Source organism: Caulobacter sp. UNC358MFTsu5.1, from assembly GCF_000712075.1.
Lineage (GTDB): Bacteria > Pseudomonadota > Alphaproteobacteria > Caulobacterales > Caulobacteraceae > Caulobacter.
The window spans coordinates 210,109-227,255 of the sequence record NZ_JONW01000006.1; the positions used below are offsets into that span (position 1 = coordinate 210,109).

Annotated in this window: 15 protein-coding genes; 3 read left to right on the forward strand and 12 right to left on the reverse strand. The window is 68.4% G+C overall.

Annotation, left to right across the window (positions count from 1 at the left end):
• Positions 1-98: 98 nt before the first annotated feature.
• Positions 99-3,881, forward strand: coding sequence for a LamG-like jellyroll fold domain-containing protein (locus tag BR39_RS0109735; protein WP_029910599.1), 3,783 nt, complete (start codon positions 99-101; stop codon positions 3,879-3,881).
• Positions 3,882-4,070: 189 nt separating this feature from the next.
• Here BR39_RS0109735 and BR39_RS0109745 read toward each other — a convergent pair whose 3' ends face one another.
• The 4 genes from BR39_RS0109745 to BR39_RS0109760 form a co-directional block, all read right to left on the reverse strand.
• Positions 4,071-4,712 carry a hypothetical protein gene (locus BR39_RS0109745; RefSeq protein ID WP_029910602.1) on the reverse strand — a complete coding sequence of 214 codons (642 nt, stop codon included), beginning with the start codon at positions 4,710-4,712 and terminating at the stop codon, positions 4,071-4,073.
• Positions 4,713-4,973: 261 nt separating this feature from the next.
• The gene (locus BR39_RS0109750; protein WP_029910604.1) at positions 4,974-7,172 is read right to left on the reverse strand and encodes a 3-hydroxyacyl-CoA dehydrogenase NAD-binding domain-containing protein; all 2,199 of its coding nucleotides are present in this window, start codon (positions 7,170-7,172) and stop codon (positions 4,974-4,976) included.
• 5 nt (positions 7,173-7,177) lie between these two features.
• A complete protein-coding gene (locus tag BR39_RS0109755; protein ID WP_029910607.1) occupies positions 7,178-7,984 on the reverse strand; it encodes a hypothetical protein in 807 nt (268 codons plus the stop codon).
• Between the two features lie 18 nt (positions 7,985-8,002).
• Positions 8,003-9,208 (reverse strand): acetyl-CoA C-acetyltransferase, encoded by a 1,206-nt coding sequence (locus BR39_RS0109760; protein ID WP_029910610.1) that lies wholly within the window; start codon positions 9,206-9,208, stop codon positions 8,003-8,005.
• An 81-nt stretch (positions 9,209-9,289) separates the two neighbouring features.
• Here BR39_RS0109760 and BR39_RS0109765 point away from each other — a divergent pair, with 81 nt between their 5' ends.
• Positions 9,290-10,222 carry a phytanoyl-CoA dioxygenase family protein gene (locus BR39_RS0109765; protein ID WP_029910613.1) on the forward strand — a complete coding sequence of 311 codons (933 nt, stop codon included), beginning with the start codon at positions 9,290-9,292 and terminating at the stop codon, positions 10,220-10,222.
• 15 nt (positions 10,223-10,237) lie between these two features.
• On the opposite strand, the gene BR39_RS0109770 is transcribed toward BR39_RS0109765, so the two are convergent.
• From BR39_RS0109770 to BR39_RS0109790, 5 genes are all read right to left on the reverse strand, one after another.
• A complete protein-coding gene (locus BR39_RS0109770) occupies positions 10,238-10,624 on the reverse strand; it encodes a hypothetical protein (RefSeq protein ID WP_029910616.1) in 387 nt (128 codons plus the stop codon).
• The gene (locus BR39_RS0109775; RefSeq protein WP_029910619.1) at positions 10,624-10,995 is read right to left on the reverse strand and encodes a hypothetical protein; all 372 of its coding nucleotides are present in this window, start codon (positions 10,993-10,995) and stop codon (positions 10,624-10,626) included. The genes BR39_RS0109770 and BR39_RS0109775 overlap by 1 nt, the downstream gene beginning before the upstream one ends.
• A 2-nt stretch (positions 10,996-10,997) precedes the next feature.
• Positions 10,998-12,161, reverse strand: coding sequence for an acyl-CoA dehydrogenase family protein (locus BR39_RS0109780; protein WP_029910622.1), 1,164 nt, complete (start codon positions 12,159-12,161; stop codon positions 10,998-11,000).
• A 2-nt stretch (positions 12,162-12,163) separates the two neighbouring features.
• Positions 12,164-13,954, reverse strand: a complete 1,791-nt coding sequence (locus BR39_RS0109785) for an acyl-CoA dehydrogenase C-terminal domain-containing protein (protein ID WP_029910625.1) — start codon at positions 13,952-13,954, stop codon at positions 12,164-12,166.
• 104 nt (positions 13,955-14,058) lie between these two features.
• The gene (locus BR39_RS0109790) at positions 14,059-14,538 is read right to left on the reverse strand and encodes a MerR family DNA-binding transcriptional regulator (protein WP_035018330.1); all 480 of its coding nucleotides are present in this window, start codon (positions 14,536-14,538) and stop codon (positions 14,059-14,061) included.
• Between the two features lie 186 nt (positions 14,539-14,724).
• Between BR39_RS0109790 and BR39_RS0109795 the strand changes: the two genes are divergently transcribed.
• A complete protein-coding gene (locus BR39_RS0109795) occupies positions 14,725-15,375 on the forward strand; it encodes a helix-turn-helix transcriptional regulator (RefSeq protein ID WP_029910633.1) in 651 nt (216 codons plus the stop codon).
• 14 nt (positions 15,376-15,389) lie between these two features.
• Here BR39_RS0109795 and BR39_RS0109800 read toward each other — a convergent pair whose 3' ends face one another.
• The 3 genes from BR39_RS0109800 to galE all read right to left on the reverse strand — a co-directional run bounded on the left by BR39_RS0109800 (position 15,390) and on the right by galE (position 17,142).
• Positions 15,390-15,599, reverse strand: a complete 210-nt coding sequence (locus BR39_RS0109800) for a hypothetical protein (protein WP_029910636.1) — start codon at positions 15,597-15,599, stop codon at positions 15,390-15,392.
• A gap of 119 nt (positions 15,600-15,718) precedes the next feature.
• Positions 15,719-16,144, reverse strand: a complete 426-nt coding sequence (locus BR39_RS0109805) for a hypothetical protein (protein ID WP_029910638.1) — start codon at positions 16,142-16,144, stop codon at positions 15,719-15,721.
• Positions 16,145-16,152: 8 nt separating this feature from the next.
• Positions 16,153-17,142, reverse strand: a complete 990-nt coding sequence (gene galE, locus BR39_RS0109810) for a UDP-glucose 4-epimerase GalE (RefSeq protein WP_029910642.1) — start codon at positions 17,140-17,142, stop codon at positions 16,153-16,155.
• Positions 17,143-17,147: the final 5 nt, after the last annotated feature.

The window sequence follows — 17,147 nt, forward strand, 5'->3', positions numbered from 1 at the left end:
CGATCACCGGGAATACAAGCAATGACACCGGTTAACCTGGCGGTCGCCAACGGCTGCTAGGACGGGGTCAACAAGATCTGTCTGGGGAGTGACATCAGGTGACCAAGGCGCTTTTCCTGGCCTCGGCCTGTTCCTTGATCCTGGCCGGCGCGGCCCAGGCCCAAGTCCAGGCCAAGCAGCCCGCCCTGCTTTTCCACGTCTCGGCCGACAAGGGGCTGAACGCGGACGTCGCCGTCGGCGACCCGATCCCCAACTTCGCCGACAAGGTCACCCCCATCGCCGACGGCAAGGCCGGCAGGGGGCTGCACGCCGAGGACGACGGCGTCCTGTCGTGGAACGCCCCCGGCAACATCCAGGCCCAGCGCGGCACTTTGTCGTTCTTCTGGCGCTCGGGCTATCCGGTCGGGGTCGCGCCCTTCGTGATCTTCCGCGTGGGCTACGCCGACCACACCAGCTGGGACATGGCCTTCCTGCGCATCGACTGGAACGGCCACGGCTACGACGCCTTCGTCACCGACAACGGCCTGGCCCGCACGCGGGTGTCGTTCAAGCTGGACAAGCCCCCGGCGCCGGACGCCTGGACCCACCTGGCCTTCACCTGGGACGAGACTCAGGGCGTGCAGCTGTTCGTCGACGGCAAGCCGGCGGCCCGTAAGGAGACCAAGGCGGTCTACGACGCGGGCCTGGACCAGTTCGGCATCGCCGGCCGGGTGGTCGCCCCGCACCAGGTGCAGAGCCGCTACAACTTCCTGCGCGGCGGCGACATGGACGAGATCCGCGTCTACGACCGGGCGCTGGACGCCACGGCCGTCGCGGCCCTGGCCCGCAACGAAACGCCGGCGGCCGCGGACCCAACGGTCAGCCTTGACGACCCGGCCATCCGCGCGGCCTGGCGCCAGCGCTACGGCTGGAACCGCTCCGCCGACCTGCCGCCCTACCTGGCCGACGCCTCGACCCGCATCCGCAAGGTCGAGTTCGCCGACGCCAAGGACCTCAAAGAGTGGATGTGGAAGGGGACCGACGGGATCTCCGAGACCACCTGGCCCGGCGTCTACAACCGCTCGCGTCTGCCCGGCCGCAACGACTATTTCCAGCTGCCCGACTGGAACGTCTATGTCGACGGCGGCAAGACCCTGCGCCTAGCCCTGCCCGACGAGCCGGTCAACCGCGTCGAGATCCAGGGTCCGGCCTATGGCGACCTGAGCTGGGCCGCCTCTGACGGTGCGAAGGGCGCCAAGCTCGCCACGCGCGCCAAGGACCAGCAGCGGACCGTGACCAGCTTCGCCCAGCCGCTGAAGGGCGGGGTGCTGAGCTTCACCAACGTGGCCCAGGAGACCCCGATCCAGGAGATCTGGGCCTATGACGTCTCGGCCGGCCAGGAGCCGAAGGACGCCTTCAAGATGACCTACACGGTGCGGGTCGACGCCGCGCCGGACTATCTGAACCTCAAGGACCTGAACGGCTACATCGCCGGCCGCTTCCCGGCGGCCGAGCGCTCGACCGTGGTCGCCCTGCCCGAGGGCGCGCCCAGCCGCAAGCGCGCGGGCGGCGAGGCCAAGGGCCTGCCGATCGTCCACGTCCTGATCCCCTCGGGCTTCGGCGACGCCCCGGCCGCGCAGGCCCTGGCCCGCAACTGGGCCTATGGCTGGGAGAACGCCCGCGACGGCCTGGACGGGATCGCCATCGACATCCCGGCCCTGAAGGTCACGTCTGATGACGGCGGGCTGGTCCCGCTGAACATCCAGGTCAAGGACCCGATCTGGCCGGGCCGCAACATGATCGACGTCAGCGTCTCGGTGAAGCCGGGCGAGGCCCGCACCGTGTGGCTGGACCTGCGCGACCGCATCCTGACCGGCGACAGCCTGTACCTGACCATCGCCGCCGACAGCCCCGACTTCGACGCCAAGGCCCTGGACGGCGCCAAGATCCGCCTGGTGCTGAAGGACCGCGACCAGGCCAAGGCCGAGCACGTCGCCGATCGCCTGAACCAGGTGAAGGACAACTGGGCGTTCCTGGTCGAGGAGCACACCACCTCCAAGCGCCAGGGCCTCTATCGCCGGCTCTACGCCGACATCTCCGACCTGCTGCGCGTCGATCCCGACAACCAGATCGGCCGCGAATACTGGGGCGACATCACCTATGGCAGCCAGGGCTGGCCGGCCTTCGACCAGCCCAAGGCGCCGGCGGGCGTTCCGCTGTGGGCCTTCCGCCAGACGGAAGACCTCAAGCAGGTGACCCAGTTCGTCGACTGGTGGATCGACCAGCGCCAGGTCGAGTACGGCGACTTCGGCGGCGGCATCTCCGACGACACCGACCTGACCCAGCAATGGCCGGGCCTGGCCCTGATGGGCGTGCAGCCGGACAAGATCACCGCCTCGCTGAACCGCCTGACCGACGCCGTCTACAAGAACGGCATGTTCACCAACGGCCTGTCGACCATCGTGACCGACGAGCTGCACGCCTACGAGGAGGGCATCAACAGCAACTCCGAGGCGATGTACGTGAACTACGGCGACCCGCTGGCGGTCGAGCGGCTGTTCACGACGGTCAAGGCCCTGCCGCGGGTGATCGACAAGAACCCGGCCGGTCACGTGCACTTCAACACCAACTGGTACAGCGGCGCGCTGTCGTACCGCGAGGGACCGTGGGAGTGGCAGAAGCCTTACTCGTTCGGCGTCGTGCACCCCGCCATCCTGATCGGCGACTACAACGGCGACCCGACCGCCCGCGACCTGGTGATCGGCCTGGCCGACGGCTACCTGGCCCACGCCAAGCCCGACGGGACCCTGCCCAACGAGATCAACTGGCGCAGCGACGCCGAGCGCGGCGGCACGGTGCTGCAGGGCTCGGGCGCCGACGGCCCGTTCCAGATCTTCTGGTCGGCCTGGCGCATGACCGGCGATCCCAAGTACCTGGCCCCGATCAACTGGCGGATCGCCAAGAACGGGATCAAGTCGCTGCAGAGCATCAACGACAACGCCCTCACCGCCATGAACCTGGGCGAGGCCAACAAGGACGCGATCCTGAAGCAGGCCGCCAAGGGCGGGGCGCTGGAGCGCTACGCCGCCTGGACCCTGACGGGCGACAAGAAATACCTGGAGGCGCTCTACGCCGACGAGATCCAGTGGAACGCCCAGCACATGTACATGCACACGGAGGGCCACTGGTGGTCCGACCGCGTGGAGCTGCCCAGCGACGTCCTGCAGCGCTCGCGCCTGGGCGGCATCGCCAACAAGCGCGGCCAGATGACTCCGGGGCAGGTGGTGTCCTGGCGGTTCGACGGCGCCGACGGCGCGGACGTGGCGGTGCTGGTCAAGGACGCGACCAAGACAGGCTTCAAGGTCTTGGCCTATAACCTGACCGACCATCCGGTGACCGCGACCATGACGGGCTGGAACGTCGCGCCCGGCCAGTGGAGCCTGGCCCAGGGCGTGGACGCCGACGGCGACGACGCCATCGACGGCGCGGGCGAGACCCGCTCGGTCGCCTTCGAGCGCAGCCTGGGGACCAAGGTCGTCCTGGCCCCGCGCCAGACCACGGTCATCGACATGACGCTGGCCACGGCGGGCGACGACCCGGCCAAGCGGGCGGACCTGGGGATCGGCCGCGGCGACGCGGTGGTCAAGGGCGGGACCGTCACGGTCAAGGTGCACAGCCTGGGGGCGCAGGACGCCGCCGCGGCGCGGCTGGAGTTGGTCTCGGCCGACGGCAAGGTGCTGTCCTCGGCGCCCGTGCCGGTCCTGCGCGCGCCCAAGGACCTGATGCCCAAGACCGCCTCGGTGAAGCTGTCGATCCCGGGCGGTAAGGCGACGGGCCTGCGGGTGCGGATCGTCACGACCCAGCCGCAGATCACGGCGCTGAACGACGAGGTCGGGCTCTAGGGCTAGGACGTTGGCGTTTTGAAACTCAAGTCGTCATCCCGGAAAGCGCGCAGCGCTTGTCCGGGACCCGGGTGAACCGCAACCACGTCAGCCCAGTCCCCTGGGTCCCGGACAGCCCCTGCGGGGCTTCCGGGATGACAACCATCTAGGCGTGGATCTTTTCGGGGAGAGGCCGCTTTCCCGCGCGCCCTAGTCCCAGTCCTTGATCTTCTTCTTCCGCCCCAGGGCGAAGAGGCCCGGATAGGGCCCCTTGCCCGTGCGGTAGAGGCACCAGTCGTCGTCCTTCTTGCAGTCGCCGTCGAAGGCCGCCTTCTTGTCGGGGTCGATGGCGGCGTAGAGCGCCGGGCCGTTCTTGTGCCTGGCCCCGATCGCCTCGTTGCAGGCGTCGCGCTCGGCCTTGGTCAGGTGGACGATGTCGGCCTCGGTGCACCCGCTCTCGCGGGCGGCCTGGCGCAGGGCCTCGCCGCCGCCGGTCAGGGTCCCGCGCGCGGTGAAGCCGGGCGGGGCGACGATGGCTCCGGACGCGGCGGGCGCCGGTGAAGGCGCGGGCGCCGGCAGGGACGGGGGCGGCGGCCCCCGGAAGGTCGGGACGTGCAGCGGCGCCGACTGGGGACGAGCGGCGGCGGGATGCTCCGGCGCATGCGCCCGGTCGGGCGCCATCAGCTGGACCACGACGCTGCGCGGCTCGACCAGGACCGGCGGCGCGGGCACCGCGATCAGCAGCGCCCAGCCCAACAGGCCGTGGAAGACCAGCGACGCGCCGCCGACCACCAGCCAGCGTCGCCGGGCGGCGGACTTGGGGCGTCGGCGAGACGGCCGCGTCGCGGGCATGCCGACCTCCTTGGAACCCCCTGGGGACGTCCCGGGGGCGCTCCTCGTCCCGGTCTCCGACGATGATGTCTGTCGAGCCGGTTCTCCGGCGGGATGCGTCAGGGACAGGCTCGATCTCACGGGCCGAGCTCTATCGCCGGCGTGGGGCGGGACCATGGCCGCGACAAGTCGGAGCTGAAACGAACGAAGCCCAACGATCGACGCAAACAAAAAGGCCCGGCGTCGCCGCCGGGCCTTTCCGTTGTCGTCGAAGGCTGACCGCTAGGCGGCGGCCTTCGTCTTGACGCCGAAGCGGCTGTAGAAGGTCTCGCCCTTGGCGGCCATGTCGCGCAGCAGCTGCGGCGGGGCGAAGCGCGCGCCGTACTTCTGGGCCAGGGCGTCGCAGGCCTCGACGAACTTGGCCACGCCCACGCCGTCGATCAGGCTGACCGGGCCGCCGGTCCAGGGCGCGAAGCCCCAGCCCAGGATGGCGCCGACGTCGGCCTCGCGCGGGTCGGTGATGACGCCCTCCTCGAAGCAGCGGGCGGCTTCCACGGCCTGGCGGTAGAGGAGCCGGGTGCGGATCTCCTCGATGCCGGCCTTGTCGACCTCGGCGATCTTGGTCGGCGCCAGCTGGGCCAGACCCGGCCACAGGGTCTTGGGGCCGTTCTCCGGATAGTCGTAGAAGCCCTTGCCGTTCTTGCGGCCGTAGCGGCCCTCGCCCTCGACCATCTTCTCGATGATCGTGGTGAAGGGGCGCTCCTCGTACTTGTCGCCGAGGTCCTTCTTGGTCTGCTGGGCGATCTTGTAGGAGAGGTCCAGCGCGACGTCGTCGTGCATCTCCAGCGGACCGCGCGGCATGCCGGTGGCCCGGCCGACATTGTCGATGATGGCCGGGGCGTAGCCGTCGGCCAGCAGCTCCATGCCTTCCTGCACGAAGGTGCCGAAGCAGCGGCTGGTGTAGAAGCCGCGGCTGTCGTTGACGACGATCGGGGTCTTCTTGATCTTCAGGACGTAGTCGATCGACTTGGCCAGGGCCTCTTGGGAGGTCTGCTCGCCCATGATGATCTCGACCAGGCCCATCTTGTCGACCGGCGAGAAGAAGTGGATGCCGATGAACGAGGCCGGACGGACCGAGGCCTTGGCCAGGCCGGTGATCGGCAGGGTCGAGGTGTTGGAGCCGAAGATCGCGGTGTCGGCCAGCTGGGCTTCGGCCAGCTTGGTGACCGACGCCTTGACGTCGCGGTTCTCGAACACGGCCTCGACGACCAGGTCGCTGCCCTTGACGTTGGCGTAGTCCGACGTCGGGCGGATCAGGGCCAGGATGGCGTCGCCCTTCTCCTGGGTCATCTTCCCGCGCGAGACGGCCTTCTTGACCAGGCCCTCGGCGTAGCCCTTGCCCTTGGCGGCGGCTTCGTCGGTCTGGTCGATCAGCACGGTTTCGATGCCGGCCATGGCTTGGACGTAGGCGATGCCCGCGCCCATCATGCCGGCGCCCAGGACGGCCACCTTCTTGACGTCGTAGTGCGGCACGCCGGCCGGCCGGCCCGAGCCCTTGCCCAGTTCCTGCAGGCTGAGGAACAGGGTGCGGATCATGCCCTTGGCCTGGGGCGACATCATCGTCTTGAGGAAGTAGCGGGTCTCGATCCGCAGGGCGGCGTCGAACGGCACCTGCGTGCCCTCATAGACCGCCTTCATGATGTTCAGCTGGGCGGGATAATTGCCGTAGGTCTGCTTGCGCAGCATGGCGTTGCCCATGATGAACACCTGGCTGCCGCCGGCCGTGTAGGGGCCGCCGCCGGGGAGCTTGAACTCCTTCTTGTCCCACGGCGCGACGGGGTCGCCCTTGGTCTTGATCCAGGTCTTGGCGGCCTCGACCTCGGTCCCGGCCGGCACGACCTCGTGCACGACCTTGTTGGCCAGGGCCTCGGCCGGCTTCATCGACTTGCCTTCCAGCAGGTACGGCGCGGCGGCCATCACGCCCATCAGGCGCGGCAGGCGCTGGGTGCCGCCGGCGCCCGGCAGCAGGCCGACCTTGGCTTCCGGCAGGGCCAGTTGGATCTTCGGATTGTCGGCCACCACGCGGTAGTGGCAGGCCAGGGTGATCTCCAGCCCGCCGCCCATGGCCAGGCCGTTGATGGCCGCGGCCACGGGCTTGCCGCAGGTCTCCAGGGCGCGGAACGCCTTGTTCAGGGCGAAGCCGGCCTCGAAGGCGGCCTTCAGGCCCTCTTCGCCTTGGCCGCCGCCGCCCAGGCCGCCGGAGCCGCCCAGTTCGCCCAGGTCGGCGCCGGCGCAGAAGCCGGTGGTCTTGCCCGAGGTGATCACAGCGCCCTTGATGGCGGCGTCGGACTTGATGGTCTCGACCACCTCGCCGACTTCCTTGATCACCGAGGCGGTCAGGGTGTTCATCGTGCGGCCGGGCACGTCGAAGGTGACCAGGGCGATCCCGTCGCCGTCGACCTCGATCTTGAAGTTTTCCATTGTGGTTAGCTCCGTGTGTTTTCGGAGGCCTTGGCGGCGGCGTGCCACCAGCCATGGCCGGTTGTTTTGTCGGCGAAGAAGCCGTCCAGATTTTCGGTTCGAACCCAGTCTTCGAGAGCGCGGCGCGGGCCGGCGACTAGCGTGAAGAAGCTGTCCCAGTCGACGACGGCCAGGGCGGTCTTGCCCTGGTCGTAGAACGAGACCCGGTCGGACCAGCCCTCCACCTTCGCGACGGGGACGATTTGTCCGTCGTCGAACTCGGGTTGGACCACGACCTCGGCATGACCCAAGCTCTCGAACCAGCGCCGGAGCGCTGGCAGGAGTAGGGGCTGCATCTGACCCTCGGACGGTAGGAACAGGCCCTCCCGTCGAGCAAAGGCCACGAAGGCGTCCCGCTTGATCTCATGTTGCGGGCGAATGGCCCCGATCAGGCTGAGTTGGACCTCGCAGAGTTCCGCCGCTCCGCCGGTTAGGCCGGCGCGCTCTGCCACCTCTTTCCAGGTCACGACCTGGAGATTGGCAGGGTCGCTGATCTCGTCGGGCGAGACCGCCGAACCTGCGTAGAGCAGGCGGCTGTCCGCCTCGAGAGCCTTTGCGACCTCGTCGACAGCGCCGTCGCCCTGGAAGGAGACCAAAGAGGTGTTGCCTTCCGGGATGATCGTTCGACCATCCTCGAATGGGTTGCGCCCTTCCACCCGCGCGAACGGATGGAAGGCCACGAACACCGCCTCGAACACGCCGTCCCAGGTGGTCAGGAACGGCGCGTCATAGGACGGATAGGCCATCAGAGGATCGAAGACCTGCGCGGTCATGACGTGGGTTCGCCGCCTCTAGACGCGTTCGATGACCGTGGCGGTGCCCATGCCGGCGCCGACGCACAGGGTGATCAGGGCGGTTTCCTTGTCCGAGCGCTCCAGCTCGTCGACCATGGTGCCCAGGATCATCGCGCCGGTGGCGCCCAGCGGGTGGCCCATGGCGATGGCGCCGCCGTTGACGTTCATCTTGTCGTGCGGGATGTCCAGCGCCTGCATCATGCGCAGGACGACGGCGGCGAAGGCCTCGTTCAGCTCGTAGAGGTCGATGTCCTTGACCTCCATCTTCAGCTTCTTGAGCAGCTTCTCGGTGACCAGCGACGGGCCGGTCAGCATGATCGAGGGCTCGCTGCCGATCGAGGCCGCGCCCTTGATGCGGGCGCGGGCCTTCAGGCCCAGGGCCTCGCCCATTTCCTTGGTGCCGATCAGCACGCCGGCGGCGCCGTCGACGATGCCCGAGCTGTTGCCGGCGTGGTGCACGTGGTTCATGCGCTCGACCTGCGGGTAGCGCTGGACGGCCACCGCGTCGAAGGCCATCTCGCCCATGCCCGTGAAGGACGGGTTCAGCGAGGCCAGGGTCTGCATGGTGGTGGCGCCGCGCACGGTCTCGTCATGGTCCAGGATGGTCAGGCCCAGCTGGTCCTTCACGCCGATCACCGACTTCTTGAAGCGGCCGTCGGCCCAGGCGGCCGCCGCGCGCTTCTGGCTTTCCACGGCGTAGGCGTCGACGTCGTCGCGCGAGAAGCCGTAGAGGGTGGCGATCAGGTCGGCCGACACGCCTTGCGGCATGAAGTAGGTCTTGAACGCCGAGGACGGGTCCGTCGGCCAGGCGCCGCCGTCGCTGCCCATGGGCACGCGGCTCATGCTCTCGACGCCGCCGCCGATGGTCAGTTGGGCTTCACCGGAAGCGACCTTGGCCGCGGCCATGTTCACGGCTTCCAGGCCCGAGGCGCAGAAGCGGTTGATCTGCACGCCGGCGACGCTCTCGGCGTAGTCGGCGGTCAGGACGGCGGTGCGGGCGATGTCGCTGCCCTGCTCGCCCACGGGGGCGACGCAGCCCAGGACGACGTCGTCGACCTTGGAGGTGTCCAGGCCGTTGCGGTCGCGCAGGTTTTCCAGAACCTGGGTGGCCAGGGACAGGGCCGTGATCTCGTGCAGAGACCCGTCCTTCTTGCCCTTGCCGCGCGGCGTGCGCACGGCGTCGAAAATGTAAGCGTCGGCCATTGTATGGCTCCTTCCTGCGTAGGCTTGGATGGTTCGTTAACCAAAAAGGCGTCTGATTCCGCTGGTTTGGAGATCAGGACGATGACGGCAGCGGAGCGTGCGACGGACGCGGCCCACCCGGCGGTGAGCGACTTCATCGCGCGCGGCTATCATGTGTTCGGCGGCGGCGTGGACCCGGCGGCGGCGAGCGCCCTGCTGGCCAGGATCCGCGCGCTGCGGACGTTCGATGCGGACCTCTTCCTGTCGGAAGCCGAGTTCGACGCCGACCCGCAATATATAGGGGTGAACCCCGCGCCCGGCAGGAACCTGCTGGAGCGTTTCGAGGACGACCTGGCCTTCGTCGAGAAGGATCCGGCCATCGTCGAGGCCGTCACGGCCCTGCTGGGCGACGACTACGAGATCCTGCTCAAGAAGCTGATCTGCGGCGTGCCGGCCAGCGTCGTGCCCGACTGGCTGAAGGCCCGCATCGCCGGCAACCCGGTCAACAACCTGGGCGCCTATGTGAGGCCGCCGTTCCGCGACATCACCTATTTCTACGGCATCGACTTCCACCAGGACCTGATCGACTACAAGGACCGGGAAGCCGATTTCCTGACGCTGTACATCTACCTGCACGACGTGGGGACGCACGACGCCCCGCTGTTCCTGCTGGAGGACAGCCACAAGCTGGGCGGGACGCTGTTCCCGCACGACCTGACGAAGAACGAGGCCGGCTGGCTCTATCGCGACGGGCGCGGCCACGAGGTCCAGACCCGCCAGCACCTGCTGACCGGCAAGACCGGCTATGCGGCCATGTGGCACGCCTGCACCCTGCACGGCACCCAGCCCGACGCCGCCGACAACGAGCGCCTCAGCCTGCGCTACCTGATCGCCCGCAAGCCGGGCGTCGCCGCCCCGGGCATGGACGCGGTCAACGCCACCCTTCAGGGCCCGCTCAGCCTTGAGGCCACGCGCAAGGACCTGGACGCGCGCGGCGCGGCCCAGATCAAGGCGAACAGCGTCAACAAGGCGTAGGGCCAGGCTCATTCCCTATTTCCAGGTGCCGATCGGCGACTTGGCGATCGGCGCGCAGGCCAGGCCGCGGGCCGTGGCCTTGGCGCTGTAGGTGACGCGCTGGCCGAACTCGGGCGCGGGCAGGTAGCAGGCCTTGAAGCCGGGCGTGGTCACCTGCAGCGACCAGTCGGCCACCTTCGAGCGCAGCAGGTTGTTGCACTGGTCGACATTGGCCTTCAGCGGCAGCTCGAAATCGCCGGGGAACTTCGCGCCGGGCTTCTTGCCCACCAGCTTGCCCGAGAAGAACAGCGGGCGCGGACCGGAGGCGCGCACGCAGACGACCGCCGCGCGGGCGTCGGCCGCCGGAGCGGCGGCGTGCTGGGCGGGCGGCGGCTGGGGCGGCGGCGCGACGATCAACGGCATCAGCGGGTCTCCTTGCAGGTCAACGGGCCCAGGAAGCTCTTGCGGTAGATGAAGGTCAGGCGCTCGCCCGGCTTCAGCGGCCGGGTGGGGCGGCAGATCGTCTCGCCGTGATGCTGGCCGCCGCCGACGGACTGTCCGCCGCGGATCACCAGCTGGGGCTTGGCCAGGGTCATGCCGTCGACGTCCGCGCAGCCGGTCTGGCCGGCGTCCACGGCCGGGAACGGGGTCTCGGCCAGGGGTTCGCGATAGTTGAGGCTGGTCCCTTCCAGCTTGGCCGAGGTCAGCTTGGAGCGGCCGTCGCGCACCAGACCGGACACGGCCGTCTCGGTCGCGTTGGTCAGGCACAGGACGACGGCGGCTTCGATCAGCATGCTTAGAGCGTCCTCGCGATCAGCAGCTTCATGATCTCGTTGGTCCCGCCGTAGATGCGCTGCACGCGGCTGTCGCGGTACATCCGGGCGATCGGATATTCGTTCATGAACCCGAAGCCGCCGAACAGCTGCAGGCAGCGGTCGACGATCTTGTTCTCCAGGTCGCTGACCCAGTACTTGGCCATCGAGGCGGTGGCGGCGTCCAGCTTGCCGGCCAGGTGCTGCTCGATGCAGTGGTTGACGAAGACGCGGGCGACGGTGCCCTCGGTCTTGCATTCGGCCAGCACGAACTGGGTGTTCTGGAAGTCGAGGATCGCCTTTCCGAACGCCTTGCGCTCCTTGACGTAGGCGATGGTCAGCGCCAGGGCCCGCTCGATGGTGGCGATGCCCTGGACGGCGATGTTCAGCCGCTCCTGCGGCAGCTGGCCCATCAGCTGGAAGAAGCCCTGGCCCTCGTCGGTCCCCAGGAGGTTCTCGGTCGGGACCTTCACCTCGTTGAAGAACAGCTCGGACGTGTCCTGGGCCTCCTGGCCCAGCTTGTCGAGGTTGCGGCCGCGTTCGAAGCCTTCCGCTCCGTCCGTCTCGACCACCAGCAGCGAGGTGCCGCGCGCCCCGGCGCTCGCGTCGGTCTTGGCCACCACGATGATCAGGTTGGCGGTCTGGCCGTTGGTGATGAAGGTCTTGGAGCCGTTGATGACGTACTGGTTGCCGACCTTCTTGGCCGTGGTCTTGATGGCCTGCAGGTCGGAACCGGCGCCGGGCTCGGTCATGGCGATGGCCGCCACCAGCTCGCCCGTGGCCAGGCGCGGCAGCCAGCGCTGCTTCTGCTCCTCGGTGCCGTAATGGGTGATGTACGGCATGACGATGGCGTTGTGCAGGCTGATGCCGAAGCCGTCGACGCCCTTCAGGCCCAGCTGCTCCATCAGCACGACCTCGTGGCGGTAGTCGCCGCCGGCCCCGCCGTATTGCTCGGGCGTGGAGAGGCCGAGCAGCCCGGCCTCTCCCGCCTTGGTCCACATGTCGCGGTCGACGCAGTGGTTCTTGCGCCATTTCGCGACCGTCGTTTCAGAAGCGTGCTCGTCGAAGAACTTGCCGACCGCGTCCTCGAAGATCGCGATGTCCTCTTCGGCCATGAAGGCCGGCTTTTCGACGTTGAGCACGCTCATGATCAGAAGGCCTCCGCGGGCAGCGCCATCAGGGTCGCCGAACCGGTCTTCAGCTTGGCCAGATGCGCCCCTGCGTCAGGCAAGATGCGCTCGATGAAAAATTTCGCCGTGACGATCTTGGTCGTGAAGAAGGGGTCGGTCGATCCGGCGGCGATCTTGGCGTTGGCCGCCTTGACCATCAGGGCCCACATGTAGGCCAGGCCGGTCAGGCCGAAGAGGTGCATGTAGTCGGTCGAGGCCGCGCCGGCGTTGTCGGGGTTCTGCAGGCCGTTCTGCATCAGCCACATGGTGCCGTCCTGCAGCTGGGCCTTCACCCCGGCCAGGGCGTCGATGAACGGCTTCAGCTCGGCGTCGCCGTCGTTCTCGCCGATGAACTGGTCGATCTCCTGGAAGAAGGTCATCACGCCGCGGCCGCCCTTCGACGCCAGCTTGCGGCCGACCAGGTCCAGGGCCTGCACGCCGTTGGTGCCTTCGTAGATCAGGGCGATGCGGACGTCGCGCAGGTACTGGCTGGCCGGGAAGTGCTCGGTGAAGCCGCTGCCGCCGTGCACCTGCATGGCGTCCGAGCAGACCTGGAAGCCCTTGTCGGTCAGGTAGCCTTTCAGCACCGGCGTCATCAGGCCCATATAGTCCTCGGCCTTGGTGCGCACGGCCTCGTCCGGGTGGCTGTGGGCCAGGTCGCCGTGCAGGGCGGTCCAGAACAGGAAGGCGCGGCCGCCCTCGATCAGGGCCTTGCTCTGCAGCAGCATGCGGCGGACGTCGGGGTGGACCAGGATCGGGTCGGCCGGGCCGTCGGGGTTCTTCGGGCCGGTCAGCGAGCGGCCCTGCAGGCGGTCCTTGGCGAAGGCGGCGGCGGCCTGGTAGGCGGCCTCGGCCTGGGCGATGCCCTGAAGGCCGACGCCCAGGCGGGCCTCGTTCATCATCACGAACATCAGCTTCAGGCCGCTGTTCTCTTCACCGATCAGGTAGCCGACGGCGTCGTCGTACTGCATCACGCAGGTGGCGTTGCCGTGGATGCCCATCTTCTCTTCCAGGCCCACGCACTTGACGCCCTCGTTGCGGGCGCCGACCGAGCCGTCTTCCTTGGGGAAGAACTTCGGCACGATGAACAGCGAGATGCCCTTCACGCCGGCCGGGGCGCCCTCGATGCGGGCCAGCACCAGGTGGACGATGTTGTCCGACATGTCGTGCTCGCCGGCGCTGATCCAGATCTTCTGGCCGGTGATCTTGTAGCTGCCGTCGCCCTGCGGGACGGCCTTGGTGCGCAGCAGGCCCAGGTCCGTGCCGCAATGCGGCTCGGTCAGGTTCATGGTGCCGGTCCACTCGCCCGAGATCATCTTGGGCAGATAGGTCTCTTTCTGCGCGTCGGTGCCGCCGGTGTGGATGGCCGAATAGGCGCCGTGGGCCAGGCCCGGATACATCGAGAAGGCCATGTTGGCCGAGCTCGACATCTCGCTGAAGGCCAGGTTGACGACGTGGGGCAGGCCCTGGCCGCCATAGGTCGGGTCCGAACCCAGGCCCGTCCAGCCGCCTTCGCACAGCTGCTTGTAGGCTTCCTTGAAGCCGTCCGGCGTCTTGACCGTGAAGTCGCTGTTCCAGACGCAGCCCTGCTTGTCGCCGACATGGTTCAGCGGGGCCAGGACCTCGCCGGTGAACTGGGCGGCGGCCTCGAGGATCTGCTCGACGGTCTCGAACGGCGCGTCGGCGAAGCCCGGCAGGTTGCCGTGCTGGTCGATGTTGAGCACGTCGCGCAGGATGAAGGCATGTTCGCGAACGGGCGGCTGGTAGGTCATGAAACGGTCCTGGTGAGTCGGATCAGCGGGGGCGGATCAGTGGGGGAGGAGAGAGGTGGCTCCGCGTCTTGCTCCGGTGTTGGAGGAAGAACGCGGAATCTTGTCTACTTGCCCATTGCCGCGTCGCCGTGACCGTCCAGCCGGGCGCGCAGCACCTGGTCGTAGTCGGCCGCGCGGGGCAGCAGGTCGGGGCGGATCTCGGCCAGGCGCCGCTCGAGGCGGGCGCAGGCTTCGCGCAGTTCGATCAGGGCGCCGTCGATGTCCTCGCGCTGCTGCTCCAGCGCGGTGGCGCGCTCGCGGAACTTCTTCAGCGACCGGGCCATCTGGGCCGCGCCGTCGTCGTTCTCGTCGTAGAGGTCGAGCAGTTCGCGGATTTCCGACAGCGACAGGCCTACGCGCTTGCCGCGCAGGATCAGCTGCAGGCGGACGCGGTCCTTGTGGGAATAGACGCGGTTGAGGCCTTCGCGGGCCGGAGTCAGCAGGCCCTTGTCCTCATAGAAGCGCAGCGCGCGAGGCGTGGCTTTGAACTCGTTGCACAGCTGACGGATTGTAAAGGTGCGCTCTGGGCGTCGCAGGTCTGCCAACATTCGAACCCTCCCTGGGCAGGCCCGACTTCTGCGGCCGAGCCGGTTGGTTATCGTCGATCACCATATGCCCGCGACATTCCGTCGTCAACGTTTACGTAAACGTCAACTTGGCCGTGGCGCGATAGGTTTACTTTCCTAGGGACGAGGCATATTTTCCGGGATCACGGCGAGGAGGCCCAAGCCATGTCGTCTCTGTCGCATACCGAGATCTGGACCGCGATCGACGCTCTGGCCGAGCGCTTCGACATGAGCCCTTCGGCCATGGCCAAGATGGCCGGGCTGGACCCGACGGCGTTCAACCGCTCCAAGCGCGGCGAGGGCGACTCCCGCCCGCGCTGGCCCTCGACCGAGAGCCTGGCCAAGGTGCTGGAGGCGACGGGGGTCGGCTTTTCCGAGTTCGCGGCCCTGACCGAACGGGCGCCTCCCGGGCGCGTGTCGGGGCCCAGTCCGCGCGCCGTGCCGCTGATCGGCTTCGCCCAGGCCGGGGCAGAGGGGCTGTTCGACGAGTCCGGCGCGCCGACCGGCGCCGGCTGGGACGAGATCGATTTTCCGGGTCTGGGCGACGAGGGCGTCTACGCCCTGGAGATCACCGGCGACGCCCTGGCGCCGGTGTATCGCGACGGCGACCGCCTGCTGGTCTCGCCGTCGGTCGAGCCGCGCCGGGGCGACCGGGTGGTGGTCCGCACCACCGGCGGGGACCTGCTGGTCAAGGAATTGGCGCGGATCACGGCCCGCAGCGTGGAGCTGGCTTCGCTGGGCGGCGACGGCCGGGTCCAGGCGCTGGACCTGGCCGAAGTGGTGTGGATCGCCCGGATCCTGTGGGCCAGCCAGTAGGCCCTGGATCTAGATCAGGTGCGCGGGCAGCTGGCGTGCTTGCTTTGCAGCCAGGCGGTCAGATCGCCTTCCCACGGGGCGTCGCACGAGATGTCGACGCGATAGGACTTCCAGTTGTCGTTGTGGGCGGCTTCGACGTGCGCGGCGGGGAACTGGGCGGCCAGTTCGCCGAGCAACGAGTCGAATTCCGAACGGTCGGAAGGGCGAAGGGTGAAGCAAGCCATGAGACTAACCTTGGTTTTGACGCAACCAGACTAGACTCCAAATTGCGGACAGACCCTTAACCGGCAATTTAACTCTTGTTCATCTATCGGGTCACGGTGTCGCAGGCGGCAATACGCGCTCAGGGCGCGGGCGCCGCGGGCAAGATCAACGACCCGGTGGTCAGCAGCGCCGCCACATGTTCGCCGAAGAAGAACAGGACCACGAGCGCGGCCATCGTGAGCGGCCCCAGCACGCGCTCCATCAGGGTCGTCTCCGACCGGTCCCGCACCAGGAACTTGGCCGTCGGGAGGAGGATCATGCAGAGGGGAATGGTGATCAGCCAGCTGTTCGACGCCAGTTGCTCGTGGGCGCTGACGCAGACGTAGCGTCCGTGGTTGACGAGATGGCCGACCGGACAGCCGCTCGGGTCGGCGACGACCGGCTTCGTCCGATACATCAGGCTGAAGAAGCCGAACGTCAGCGGGACCAGCGGCCCGCAGAGGCAGAAGCCGAGGAAGGCGACGTCGCCGAGCGCCCAGCGAAGCCGCTGCGTCCGGTTCGCCACGGCGCCGCTCAGCGCTTCAGGTCCAGCGCGCCGTTGGCGTGCCAGGCCCAGGCGTGCTCGATGATCGCGTCCAGATCGTAGCGCGGCGTCCAGCCCAGCTGTTCGCGGGCCTTGCGGTTGTCGGCCACCAGGCTGGGGGCGTCGCCGGCCCGCCGCCCGGTCAGCTCCAACGGGAACGGCCGGTTGGATCGCCGCTCGATGGCCCCGACCAGCTCGCGCACCGTCGTGCCCGTGCCGGTGCCCAGGTTGAAGACCGCGCTCGCCTTGCCGCCCAGCAGCCACTTCAGCGCCAGGACGTGGGCGTCGGCCAGGTCCAGCACGTGGATGTAGTCGCGCACGCAGGTGCCGTCGCGGGTGTCGTAGTCGCCGCCGAACAGCATGAACTTGTCGCGCTCGCCCCGGGCGGCGGCGATGGCCAGCGGGATGGCGTGGGTCTCGGGCTCGTGCTTCTCGCCGATCCGGCCGGCGGGATCGGCCCCGGCGGCGTTGAAGTAGCGCAGGGCCACCGAGCGGAAGTCCTTGTAGCGGGCCAGGTCCTGCAGGACCTGCTCGACCATCAGCTTGCTGCGCCCGTAGGGGTTCAGCGGGGCCTGCGGGTGCTTCTCGTCCATCGGCACATAGACGGGGTCGCCGTAGGTGGCGCAGGTCGAGGAGAACACCAGCTTGTCGACGCCGGCCCGGCGGGCGGCCTCGATCAGGGTCAGGGTCCCGCCGACGTTGTTCTCGTAGAAGGCGCCCGGCTCGGCGACCGAGAAGCCCACCTCGATGAAGGCGGCGAAGTGGATCACGGCGACGGGCTTGTGCTTGGCGAACACCGCGTCCAGCCGCGCCGCGTCGCGGATGTCGCCGACCTCGAGCGGGCCCCACTGGACGAACGACTCCCAGCCGTTCGACAGGTTGTCGTAGACCACGGGGGTGTAGCCGGCCTCGGCCAGGCGCAGACAGGTGTGCGAGCCGATGTATCCGGCGCCGCCCGCCACGAGAATGGTGTCGCCCAAGATCT